The following is a 12,541-nucleotide window of genomic DNA, read 5'->3' as shown; positions in this document are numbered from 1 at the left end:
GGTCTTCTCTTCTAAGTTATAATAATATTTAGGAGTTTATCTATCTTGGTTTCCCATGCCATACATAACATTACCTGAAGGTATTCCCGGAATTCGCGGTCCGCTTTCCATTCGACCCGACATAGCCAAACCCTTAAGCGAGTTTACCGAAACGCTCATGCGCGGTGAGAACTCTCTTACCCGCGGCGAGCGCGAACTCATCGCTACAGTGGTATCATCGGCGAACGACTGCTTCTTTTGTGAGAATGCACACGGAGGTGTCGCTCAGCATTATCTGCAGTGCGACATGGCATTCATCGACGGAGTAAAAGCTGACTTCACGTCTGCTGATATTTCTGATAAATTGAAATCGCTTTTGTCAATTGCGTTAAGCGTTCAAAAGGGTGGTAAGCATGTTACGGAAGATCAAATCTCGAAGGCGAAAGAACTCGGCGCGACCGATCGCGAGATTCACGATACGGTTCTGATTGCGGCCGCCTTCTGCATGTTTAACCGTTATGTCGATGGGCTCGACACCTGGGCTCCACGCGACAGAAGCTTCTACATCGACAGAGCGAAACATGCCGCTGAATTGGGTTATCGCATCGAGCCACGCTGAAAAAAGCGAGACTAATATGGCGATATCATAGCAGGGCGAATCGTTAATACTTTCTCCTACTCGGTTCTAAGTGTCCTTGCCGGATTTATCAATGCGGTTCTGATCGACTGCATGCTTACTGTAAGCAACGCAATGCCTACCGGTATCACTGCAGCCAGAACGAATATCCACCACGTCAGAGTGGTGTGGTAGGCAAAGGTCTGCAGCCATTGCTGCATGGCAAACCATCCAATGGGAAGGGCGATTAAAGCAGAGATCAACACCAGCTTCGAGAAATCTGTCGTGAGCAACACAACAATCCGGGTTACAGGAGCGCCCAATACCTTGCGGATACCGATCTCACGAACACGCTGCTGCATCATGAATGTTGACAAACCGAACAAGCCCATGCAGGCAATAAGGAATGACAATCCGGCAAAAATGTAAAACACCGATTCCATCTTTTGCTCGCGACCGTATTGAGCCTGCAACGATTCATCGATAAAAGAAAAATCGAGCGGAACATCGGGTGAGAGCTTCGACCATACAGCTTTTAGTTGATCAAGTCCATCACGTATATGCGCGCGTTCGATACGCAAAGAAAATGCCCATCCACCATTAACATGACTAATAAGCAGCGGCTCTACGTTTTTGTGCAGGCTTTCAAAATGAAAATCTTTCACAACGCCTATCACCTTCTTTACATTGTCGCCCGACCCGAAAGGTTTACCCAGCGCATCCTGAGCCGAAGGCCACCCTAACATCTTTACCGCGGCTTCGTTGATCAGAACGGATTTGGTGGTATCCGCTGTTGCCCGCTCGAAAACGCGACCGGCTACAAGTTCCATTCCATAGGTATCAAAGTAGTCCGCATCCGCACCCATGCGATAGATGCTTGTGGTGACCCTCTTGCCTTCGTTGTTCTCGGTGTCGATCCAGCCATTCCCCAAACCACCAACAACATTGTCGCTGTGAAGTGCTACGGATTCGATATAGGGCACGGATAGCAACTCGTTACGGATCGTCTGATACTGTTTGTTCACACCCTGCTCTCCATTAAAGTTCACGGCAACTACGGCATCACTCTTGTAACCTAAAGGTTTTTCCCTTATAAATTCCATTTGCTGATGAACAGCAAGGATAGAAACAAGCAACACGGTAGATATCGTGAACTGCAGAACAACAAGACTTTTTCTCAGTACCTGTCCGAGATTGCTGTGAGCAAACCGTCCCTTCAACGTTGCAACGGGTTGAAAGGACGAAAGAACCACTGACGGATAAAATCCGGAAATGACTGCGATGAGGAGAATAAATCCAACCACTGCAGCAATGTTTGTTGCCGTGATTTCCAACCTATACAGCTGTCCCATCCACGACGAGAATACCGGCAACATAGCTGACAACAACAGTATGCCCATAGCTACGGATATGGTTGTGACCATAAGGGTTTCGATGAAGAACTGTCGCATCAGCTGCTGACGGCTGGCGCCAGCGACTTTTCGCAATGAGATTTCCTTCGCCCTTGTCAGTGCCGTTGCCGTGGTTAAATTAATGTAATTGATACAAGCAAGAAGCAGTATGAATATCGCTACGGCCACGAATACCCTCACCGTTGTCTGGCTGCCATTATTGCCGGAATCGTATCGGAGCGAAGACTGCAAATGAATGTCCCTAACTGGTTGCATAAAATATTGATATGAGAACCTGTTGTTTTCCCACTCCTTCTTTGCAAACCGGGCCACCATATCGTTGATGGCTGCCTGTGCCTCGGCCTTCTTTGATGGGTCACTGATCTCAACATAAGTATGTGGCCATCCTCCTACCCAACCGTCGTTGATATCCTGCTTCCAGTTCTCCAGGCCATACTGCCTCAGCCATTCCACAGGCACAACAAGGTCAAACTGAATGTGCGAATTGACTGGTATGTTGGCAGCAATACCTGTTACGGTCATGGGCGTCTGATCGACCATGAGGATTTTGTCCATCGCATTGTCGGCACTGCCGAAGTACTTCACAGCCAAACTTTCGGTTAGTACAATCTCGTTACGTGTACGTAGCACCTGATCGGGATGACCTTTGACGAGTTGAAAGTTAAAGAACCGGAACACGTTCGAGTCTGCTATTATCGCATTGTTCTCGAAAAATGTTTTACCTCATAGCGGAGCTTAAAACTGTTTCCGAAGATCCGGCACGTGCTGACAATTGACGGGATATGCTGTGGCGCCTGAGCTCCCAACGCAGAGCATGACGGCGCCTGCGAAAAGGTCTCACTCTCGCTTTTGAATGTATTCCACACTCTGTACTTATTATCGACGTTCGTGTGGAAATCGTCGAACGACCACTCGCGCTGCGCCCAGATCATGATCAAAAGGCACGTTGATATGCCGATGGCTATTCCCGCGACGTTCAGCAAAGCGGCTGTCTTATTCTTGAACAGGTGGCGAATGGCGGAGCGATAGAGCGTGTTCATGAGAAGATTGGATTTTGAATTTAAGTTAGGAAGAATTAAGCCCGGACGCGTACCCACAGTTGGTGTATCTTCACATATCGCCCTCACAGGGATAGGTCTGATGATTTGCTCGCCGCGACCAAAAAAGTTTTGATAAGATGTGCATTCTTTTCCACGACAAGCAAACCCACGCGATCAGGAAATAACAAACGTTAGCACCCCTATGAAATAGCCGGAAGACGCCATTCATCACCCTCAACTATCCGCGTGTTCATTGCGCGGGACGTCACAGGCAATATTTACCAACTGAACTCCAATCATTATATTACTTAACAACTGTTTAACGTGGTGTGATTAACCACGTGTCACAGACCCGGCCTAAATCACAAGATGGATACCACAGAACGTGCACGACTCTCCCGCTCAAACAACAACAAGAACTGGAAGAAATGGGGACCTTATATTTCAGAACGTGAATGGGGTACCGTAAGAGAAGACTATAGTCCGGATGGAAATGCCTGGAGCTACATTACTCACGATCTTGCCAGGAGTTACGCATACCGTTGGGGTGAAGATGGGATAGCTGGGTTCTGTGATGTAGACCAGATTTTGTGTCTTGCACCTGCGTTCTGGAATGGCAAAGATGCCATCCTCAAAGAGCGACTCTTTGGATTGACAAACGAAGAAGGAAATCATGGTGAGGATGTTAAAGAACTCTACTTTCACCTCGATTCATCACCCACACATTCTTATTGCCGCTTCCTGTACAAGTATCCGCAGGAGCAGTTTCCGTACCGTGAGCTGTTGAAGGGGAATCAAACAGATCGTTTTACTCCGGAATTCGAGTTGTCCGACACAGGAGCATTCAAAGACAACCGATACTTTGATTGTTATATAGAGTACGCCAAGGATGAAATGAACGATATCCTGATGAAGGTCACAGTCCACAATCACGGACCAGATGCTGCCAGGATTCATGTACTGCCACAACTGTGGTTTCGTAATTTCTGGAGGCACAATCCCCGGTTTAACAAGCCAGAAATCGTCTCGCTTACTCCGAATTGTCTGCGAACGAGCTCAGGTCGTAATGGAGATTTCTTTCTTTATCATCAGGAAGGTGAGCAATTGTTCTGTGACAATGAAACGAACAACAGGCGCGTGTACAATACACCAAATGACTCACCCTTTGTGAAGGACGGTATTAATAACTTCGTTGTTAACAATCAGAGCACGGTAAATCCGAAGAAGAAAGGGACCAAGTCAGCAATATGGTTGAAGGAAAATATTCAGCCAGGAGCATCGAAGGTGTACAAGATCAGGCTTAGCAAAAATCAGCTGGAAGATCCGTGGGTCGACTTCGATGATATATTCACCAGGCGGAAAGATGATTCCGACGAGTTCTTCAATGACCTCGCACCAAAGAACATTTCTCCGGAACATAAGGCATTGCTTCGAAGTTCGGTAAGTGGTCTGCTCTGGACGAAGCAGTTCTATTACCTCGATGTGTTCAAATGGTTGTTTGGAGAACCCAGCGAGTCTGCCCCTGCGCGTACCAAAAAAAGAAACTATGAATGGCAACATCTCACCTGCCGGAACATTATCTCGATGCCCGATAAGTGGGAATATCCCTGGTTTGCCGCCTGGGATCTTGCCTTCCATGCTGCAACCTTTGTACACATCGATGCGGATTTCGCCAAGCAACAACTACTGGTTGTACTCCGGGAGTATTACATGCATCCAAACGGGCAGATTCCCGCGTACGAATGGAACTTCAGTGATGTAAATCCTCCGGTGCATGCATGGGGCGTATGGTACGTGTATGAAGCCGACAAGAAAAAAACGAATGTGTCTGACTGGGACTTTCTGGAGCGGGCCTTTCAAAAGCTGCTGATGAATTTTACCTGGTGGGTCAATCAGAAGGATGCCAACGGAACGGACATCTTTGAAGGTGGTTTCCTGGGCCTTGACAACATTGGCGTGTTCGATAGAAATCACATGCCGCCAGGAATAAAAAAACTACAACAGGCAGATGCTACGAGCTGGATGGCGATGTATGCCATTAACATGCTGCGTATGTCTCTGGAGTTGGCACAACACAACAAAGCCTATGAAGAATCGGCCGCAAAGTTCTTCCGGCATCTGCTCAACATCGGATGGGCTATGCATCATATCGGTAAGCGCGACATTTCCCTTTGGGACGAAGACGATGCGTTCTACTACGATGCCGTTCAGTTTGAAAATGGAACAACGCAAAGACTGAAGATCCGCTCCCTCATTGGCATTATTCCATTGTTGGCTGTAGAGATTATCAACACCAGCGTATTCAAAAATCTTCATCAGTTCAATACCAGGGTTGAAGTAATCAAGCTAACGCGGCCAGACCTTACCCGCATCATAACCGACATGGAGCGCAAGAATAAGGATGGCAACTATTTGTTCGCCATTATTATGGACGACCGAATGGACATGCTATTGAAAAGGCTCCTGGACGAGGCCGAGTTCTTATCCGATTACGGCATACGTTCTTTGTCGCGGAGTCATAAAGACAACCCTTATATTTTCGGATACCACGGGCACACCTACAGCATTCAATACGAACCCGGCGAGAGTACCAGCGCAATGTTCGGCGGCAATTCCAACTGGCGCGGGCCGATCTGGTTCCCGTTAAACTATTTAATTATTAATTGTCTTCGAAAATATCATAAGTTTTACGGAGACTCGTACACAATCGAGTTCCCTTCGAAGTCAGGAACAAAGCTGAACCTGAAACAAATTGCTAACGAGCTTACCCGCAGATTACTGAGAATCTTTGAACGTAATGACGCCGGACAGTATCAGTATCATGCCCGGCACCAAACGCATTGGAGTGACCCTCATTTTAAAGATCATCACTTGTTCTACGAGTTCTTTCATGGAGATACAGGACAGGGCCTTGGTGCATCACATCAGACCGGATGGACTGCACTCATAGCCAACTTGCTGTTGGAAATGGAAGATTGATACTGACCGTGAAATTCATGATACAGTTTTGATTGCCCCGGCTTTCTGTATGTTCAATCGTTTCGAAGTGATCCCGATCCCTGAACACCGCTCGACAGAAGCTTCTGCATCCTTGGGTATTGGATAGAGTCAGGAATCATTCAATGGTCGGGGTAGTGACAATGCTTCTTAATTGGCAGGAAATCGTTAAATTGTTACCGTGAAAAAAAAGATACTTATCGGCGTAGTCGTACTTGTTGTAGCGCTTGCCCTCGGATTCGTGTACCTCAACTACAGGAACCGAACATTAAGTCCTCCTGGAAAGACCGAGTTAACCGCCAACGGCTTGACTGTGTCGATACCTTATAGCCGTCCGTCCGTTCGGGGGCGTCTGATTTTTGGTTCAGAAGAACAAGGTGCACTTCAACCGTATGGGAAATACTGGAGACTTGGAGCCAATGAATCGACAGAGTTAACGGTCAACAAAGACTTTCTTTTTAATGACCAGCCGATGAAAGCGGGTACTTACAGAATGTACGCCGTTCCTGCAGCAAATGAATTTGATATCGCCTTGAATTCAGAGCTCGGTAAATGGGGTGCCATGGAGCCCGACTACAGTCTGGATGTTTTGCACACGAAGGTTCCCACTGAACATTTGAGTTCGCCTGTCGAGCAGTACACTATTACGCTCATTGAAGCCGATGGTGGCATTGACGCTGTGTTTGAATGGTCGGATGTCAAGTTCGTTGTTCCGATTAAAGCACAGTAACCTGATTGATCCCCATTTTCAGTCGCTAAATGCCTTTCGCCAAAGACTAAGACGACTACTAACCAATACTCAGGACTTAGGACTCAGGACTAACGACTACTTCTTTCAGAAGTGTTAATTTGAACATTATCTCTCCCGTTCGCAAACCGCCTTTGCGATTGATGCGGTAAGTGACAGCAGTGCCCTGGTGGCATCGGCAGGCACATTTTCAAGATGCGAATTCACTACGTACATCGCTCAGAAAAGATTTTAAAATAGTTGGCAACACGCCGAACTAACTCTCGTTTACATTCTTATTATCTGAGAGACTAACAACTAATCGACGTGTAACCACACTTTCATCGGCGAGCATTCTGCGAACCGCTTCTTCCTCTGCCTCTTGTCAGGCGCATTTCACTAAGACAACATTACAGTTTGATTAAAAAACATAAGTGTTCGAAAGAACATTTGACGATAAACTCATTCCCAAAAACCAATAAATACCCATGAAAAAGTTAGTGATGCTTGTATTGATCTGTGCGAGTATCTTCACGTACAATCATAGCTACGCCTCTGGCGACTCTCCCCTACCGAGCAACAAGAGTGCTAAATCAACTAAGACTCACACTGCGACGAAGACGAATAGTAAAGTGCGCAATGTTAAAAGGAATAAGAGTCACCGCGGATATAATTATTACAGGTACGCCAACTCTCACGCTTACTTAAGGTCGATGGGTAAGGCGATCAACGGTCGATAATTTCCGGATATCAAAACTAAAGCCCGCCTGATAAGCGGGCTTTTTTATTGCCGTTAAGTTAAAGTGCGCCGTGAAGTACAGAAACCCAAAATCATTCTGCCGGGATCTGCAACAACGGATACTAGTTACGATTTCCTCAGTGCTTTCGCGATGGCCTCGAGGTGTTCGTTAAACGAGCTGAGCTGAATCAGCATCTGCCCCGACGCGTCTCCCTCGCTCAGCATTCCAAACTTGTTGTTCTTAACGAAGATCTCCTTGATTTGCTTCCATCGCTCAACTTCGCTGGCATTCAGGAAGCCTGCGATTTCTTTCAATCGAAGCAGGTTCGCCTCCGCGTCAGAAGTGAGGGTCTGAGATTCTCCTTCGTAGTGAGAAAGGATTAATGTATTCACTTCTTCCGGATTCATGAGCGGCACAACCTTGCCCGCCATCTTATTCATGTTCCGGTACGATCCCTGCAGCTTAAAAGGTGGCTCCGTGCGGTACGCATCTTTCATTGCCGCACTCGCTATGTATTGTTGATTTACCAGCATCACCACGTCGCGGATTCGCATGATGTTCCTGAGTACCGCGATGGCGTCGTCGATCTCCTGTTGATTGTAATTCCCCTCCATCTCAGGAAGCATGTCGTTGTTTGTCTCGACATAACTAATCAGCTTGTACAGGTCATCAAAACTGCGGTTGCTGATGCGCTGCAGATAACGATTTTCAGCAACGCAGTTCTCGATGAGGCTTAGCCGGAACAATTGATCCGAGCTGCCAATCACATCACCCAGGTTATATACGTCGGCACGGTTAGCCAGCATGTCTGGTATCTTGAACTGCTCGCCACTCTCGGTATAGGGGTTGCCGGCCATTACCACGCAGAAACGTTTACCTCGCAGGTCGTAGGTCTTACTTTCACCTTCGAAGATGCCATCCATTTTGCGCTGACCATCGGCAAGAGAAATAAACTTCTGCAAAAACTCAGGACTGCAGTGCTGGATGTCGTCCACATACAACATCACGTTGTCGGCCATTTCGAAAGAGAGATTGATCTTCTTGAGTTCAGCACGCGCACCGGAAGTGGTAGCTTCCTGGGGATCGATAGACGTTATACCATGTCCAATAGTCGGGCCGTTGATCTTCACAAAGTGAAGCCCCATCGTCTTTGCGAGGTACTCCATCAACGTGGTCTTACCATAGCCCGGCGGTGATACGAGCAAGAGCATGCCCATGCGGGCCGTACGCTTGTCATCACCAGCTGCGCCGATCTGCTTTGCTAGGTTGGCACCGATCAGCGGGAAGTATACTTCATTGATGAGCCTGTTTCGGACGAACGAGCTCAACACCTTTGGTTCGAGCTCACTGATTTTCAGCTGCTGACGATAGCCCTGCACCAACTGTGCCTTCACCTGGTTGAACGAAGAGAACGCAGGAACAATCGTATCGAAATACCCGCGCATCTTCTTCATGAAAAGGTGAATGTTCAGCGTGTACTTTCCATCACCAACGATCACAGCATGCGTTCCCTTCAGACCAGACAGCTCAAGCGAATCTGCCGCCGGTCGTTCCTTGTAAGCATGATCTTTAAAGAGCAAAAGACAACATGCCTCATCGACGTACTGCATGTCTGCAACATTGGACCGCGTTTGAACGAATGCATGCAGCCAGCTCTGCACGATATAGAACCGTTCCATGGTATCGAACCCTGGATTGTTCATCTCATTTAAGAACAGTGCCGTTCTTCGCTGAGCAACCAGGTACTCATCGAATGCCTTCTTTAAATGAAGTGCCTGCTGGCTGCAGGTAAAATGCCTGGCAACTGAAAGCTCGAGGTACAAGTACTGTGCAACTTCGTTTGCATCTACTGGTTCATAGGCCACCTTCGACTGCAGAAAACGCGTCGACAATTCCTTTTCTACAAAAGCAGCGCGCTTGCTCTGCGGGAAACTTTCCTGGATCGAGTAGGCAGCGATGATCAGCTGTTGAAGCTTCACATGCGATGCCTCATCCAATCCGAACCAGAACAACTGGGCAGCCACGCGTACCGCAGGAGGAAACTGCAGAATACCCAGCTCGAGCTGAAGCTTTTTCAGTCCCTGGTAGATCGCAGCAGCGTCCACGTTGTGAACACCTTTCAGATAAGCAGCACCGTAGTCGCGCTCCGTCCGATCGTTCAGGAAGGTTTCATAGTTCCATTGATCGTTCTGCTGTAAACTTTCGATATACGTTTGATAGGCCAGATACTCAGACCGATAGATCTGTGCGTTCTCGGAAATCAACTCCTGCTCCCATATCGCCCGATGCTTATAAAGAGATTCATCGGTCACCTCCTTGTAGAAGCTCGTCCCCAACAAGTGATAAAACAGGCTCTCGTTCTTCCTTACAATCGTGAGATCAAGGACCTGTTTGTTGACAATAAACTTATATGTACCGAGCGCAATGATATTTTGCCCGTCGGCGAAGAGGTCCGTTTTATCCTTAAGATTTCGCAAGGCAGTCTCTTGCGAAACCTTCAGCAGGTTCTCGAGGTTTTCCGCCTTTGCCACATCACCGAGGTCCTTTAATTCAACCATCAGGTTGCGGACCTTATCGACCATAAGGTCGGTCGAGAAGAAAGCGTAGATACTTTCCTTATCGTTAAACGACTGCGCTTTGTTTTCGATATTCTTAAGAACGCGCAATCCGATCTGTTCCAATGCCGTCGTTCGCTTGTTCAGCTGCGCGATCAGCATCTCCTTCTTGCCATTGAAAGCCTTGATTACTTCATCGCGCTTGTCGGCGATCTTACCGATGAACTCATCGAAGTCAGCAAACTTGCTTTCAAGCTCCTCAACCTGTATACTCACCTTAGTGAAATACTCTTCACACTTCTCTGGTGAAGTAGAGAGATCAAGAAAGTTTACAATACTCTGATCCAGCAGGGTAAGCTGTGCATAGAACTGACCCGTCGACTCCTGCGCTCTCAGGTTCGTCGTGATACGCACGAGTTCCGCCTTCACCTCATTCAGCGATGCAAAGATCAGCGAGATCTTCTCAACGATGCGCGTGGTTTGCGTCGTGTCTTCAATCTTCAGGCTGTTCAGAATGTCGATCAGCATTTCGAGCCCCGAAGAAATCTCCTTTATTGCCGCCTCTACAGGCTGCGCATCAATCACCTTGGTAACTCCACCTGCTGCCTTCTTCAGTTCAGCAACACGGACCTCATAAGGCACGAGTGCTTCGTCCTTCAGCAGAAACTGAACGGTGTCGTTCGAAAGCGATGTATTGTATTGGGCGAGGATCTCCTTTAATGCGTTGACACCGTTCGTATCGATGTACCGGATGTTCTGCAGATCGATAACCGCACCCTGCATGCTCCTTGTCGAAGCGAGCAGCTTAACGAGTTGCTCCAGTGACGTGATCGTTGCGCCCTTCACGTCGATCACCAGCTGATCGACGCGCTTTTGCATAGCCGTCAGGTTGTCCTTGGCATGCTGGCGCTGCGCCTGCACTTTTGCAAACTCATCGATGGCCGTATTGGCAATGTCCCTGATCTGTGTCAGCGGAGCGGCGATATCGAACGTGCCCGCGTCCCTCAGCCAGAAGTAAGAATCGACGATGTCGTTGGCGCGTTTATGAATGTCTTCGTAAAGATCTTCGTAGCTGTCTTCCTTTTGCAGGAGATGTATCACCTCCTGGCTTTCGCTCATCGCACTGACAATGTCCTTGTTGCCGATCTTATACAGCACATTGCTCATCATGGCGGTATTTTCCTTCAACGCCGCGGTATAAGGTGTCTGCCAGATCTGCACCTGGTGATGTCGCACGGCCTCGTTCTCGGACTTGAAATAAACGAGCATACCATCGTTAAAGATGGTAAAGCCGTTACAGATGATCGGCGTCTCCACGTGTTGCGCGATCATATTATAAGACATCAGCACATACGTGTTCGTAACCTTTTGGTAAAATACGTACAGAAAATCTTCACCATTAGGCGACGCGACACTGCTGCTGAATTCGAGATCTGATATCTGAAGATCAAATATCTTATGCTCTCCGCTCTGCAGATAATATCCATTCGGAAAGATGATGCCGTGATTGTCGGGCAAAAGCACACCAGCATCGAGTAAGCTATTAATCGGCAGCACCTGCTTCGTGCGCACGTTGAAGATATACGCACGAAACGCTTCCCCATACGGCTTTATCTTGATCGGTATCAGATTTCCGATATCCGCATAATGATACTCTGCATCATCAAGCTGCTGATCCTTATTGGTTACAGGTTCAGCATAAATACCCCGCCCGGAATCTGTATTGTTCTCAACCTTGAACGTAATGTCGCCATGAACGGCCTCAATAAACACCTTATCTAAGATTGAGATATGCGGATGCATGCCAAGCCGGCGATTGCTCAGATCGGTTCTGATCCAGTCGAACTCAAACTGCGCAGCCTTCTTTACTTCGTGAACACTTCTGTCATCGACGTATACAAGCTTATCATCTTTGATCAACCACTTAAAAGCCTTCCGGTCGTCGGGGCTTTTGCTGGTTTGAAAGATCATGTATACATAGTTCTCGTTCTTGAGAAACTTCGCGAAGATCGAATCCCTGTAGTACTTGTAAAGATTATTGAAGTCGGTGATGAACGTCTCGTCCTCAATCAGCGTGAGCGGCTCGGGATTGAAGTGGGTGCCATTAAATTTATAGATGCTGAAAACATCGCTCAGTTTAATGTTCTCGCGCAGACCAAAATGAACGTTGTAGCCAAATACCGTGAGGTCACCAAAGGCCATGATACCGCGCGCCACTCCGCTGTTGAGCGTCGTGATGCGCTGATTGCCCGCCAGCTGAAATCCCGTTGAATTAAAAATCTCCTTGCGGGCGCTGTTCAACTTTGCCAGCCGGTCCAGCAAGTTCAGCCGTTGTTCATCCAGTCGCTTCCGGATGATCTCATATGTGCCGGTATCCAGTATTGTATTTGTCTGCTCGGTGCCTGCCATTCGAAAAAGATAAACGCTGATGAACCTTCATCCATTAAGACTTAACCATCAATCTGTCGCGGAACG

General features: G+C 47.7%; 7 protein-coding genes. 4 read left to right on the top strand and 3 right to left on the bottom strand.

Annotation, left to right across the window (positions count from 1 at the left end; genetic code table 11):
• The first annotated feature begins 55 nt into the window (after positions 1-55).
• Entirely contained in the window at positions 56-598 is a 543-nt protein-coding gene (locus WBG78_RS29370) for a carboxymuconolactone decarboxylase family protein (RefSeq protein ID WP_337330111.1), read from the top strand.
• 56 nt (positions 599-654) lie between these two features.
• Here WBG78_RS29370 and WBG78_RS29365 read toward each other — a convergent pair whose 3' ends face one another.
• A complete protein-coding gene (locus WBG78_RS29365) occupies positions 655-2,685 on the bottom strand; it encodes an FtsX-like permease family protein (RefSeq protein WP_337330110.1) in 2,031 nt (676 codons plus the stop codon).
• Between the two features lie 14 nt (positions 2,686-2,699).
• Positions 2,700-3,047: an ABC transporter permease gene (locus tag WBG78_RS29360; protein WP_337330109.1), complete on the bottom strand. Its 348-nt coding sequence runs from the start codon at positions 3,045-3,047 to the stop codon at positions 2,700-2,702.
• Between the two features lie 369 nt (positions 3,048-3,416).
• Here WBG78_RS29360 and WBG78_RS29355 point away from each other — a divergent pair, with 369 nt between their 5' ends.
• The 3 genes from WBG78_RS29355 to WBG78_RS29345 all read left to right on the top strand — a co-directional run bounded on the left by WBG78_RS29355 (position 3,417) and on the right by WBG78_RS29345 (position 7,511).
• Positions 3,417-6,026: an MGH1-like glycoside hydrolase domain-containing protein gene (locus tag WBG78_RS29355; RefSeq protein WP_337330108.1), complete on the top strand. Its 2,610-nt coding sequence runs from the start codon at positions 3,417-3,419 to the stop codon at positions 6,024-6,026.
• A gap of 199 nt (positions 6,027-6,225) precedes the next feature.
• Positions 6,226-6,774 (top strand): DUF2911 domain-containing protein, encoded by a 549-nt coding sequence (locus WBG78_RS29350; protein WP_337330107.1) that lies wholly within the window; start codon positions 6,226-6,228, stop codon positions 6,772-6,774.
• A gap of 485 nt (positions 6,775-7,259) precedes the next feature.
• Complete coding sequence (locus WBG78_RS29345) at positions 7,260-7,511, top strand: hypothetical protein (RefSeq protein ID WP_337330106.1); 252 nt, start codon at positions 7,260-7,262, stop codon at positions 7,509-7,511.
• Positions 7,512-7,636: 125 nt separating this feature from the next.
• Here WBG78_RS29345 and WBG78_RS29340 read toward each other — a convergent pair whose 3' ends face one another.
• Positions 7,637-12,475 carry a DNA repair ATPase gene (locus WBG78_RS29340; RefSeq protein WP_337330105.1) on the bottom strand — a complete coding sequence of 1,613 codons (4,839 nt, stop codon included), beginning with the start codon at positions 12,473-12,475 and terminating at the stop codon, positions 7,637-7,639.
• Positions 12,476-12,541 lie beyond the last annotated feature (66 nt).

This window comes from Chryseolinea sp. T2 (genome assembly GCF_037203685.1).
GTDB lineage: Bacteria > Bacteroidota > Bacteroidia > Cytophagales > Cyclobacteriaceae > Chryseolinea.
Note: the sequence above shows the minus strand (reverse complement) of the source record. Positions and strands in the feature narration are given on the sequence as shown.

Excerpts from the sequence above, each read along its gene's own strand:
- WBG78_RS29370 (WP_337330111.1), top strand. The coding sequence starts at position 56 with ATGCCATACATAACATTACCTGAAGGTATTCCCGGAATTCGCGGTCCG.
- WBG78_RS29360 (WP_337330109.1), bottom strand. The coding sequence starts at position 3,047 with ATGAACACGCTCTATCGCTCCGCCATTCGCCACCTGTTCAAGAATAAG.
- WBG78_RS29355 (WP_337330108.1), top strand. The coding sequence starts at position 3,417 with ATGGATACCACAGAACGTGCACGACTCTCCCGCTCAAACAACAACAAG.
- WBG78_RS29345 (WP_337330106.1), top strand. The coding sequence starts at position 7,260 with ATGAAAAAGTTAGTGATGCTTGTATTGATCTGTGCGAGTATCTTCACG.
- WBG78_RS29340 (WP_337330105.1), bottom strand. The coding sequence starts at position 12,475 with ATGGCAGGCACCGAGCAGACAAATACAATACTGGATACCGGCACATAT.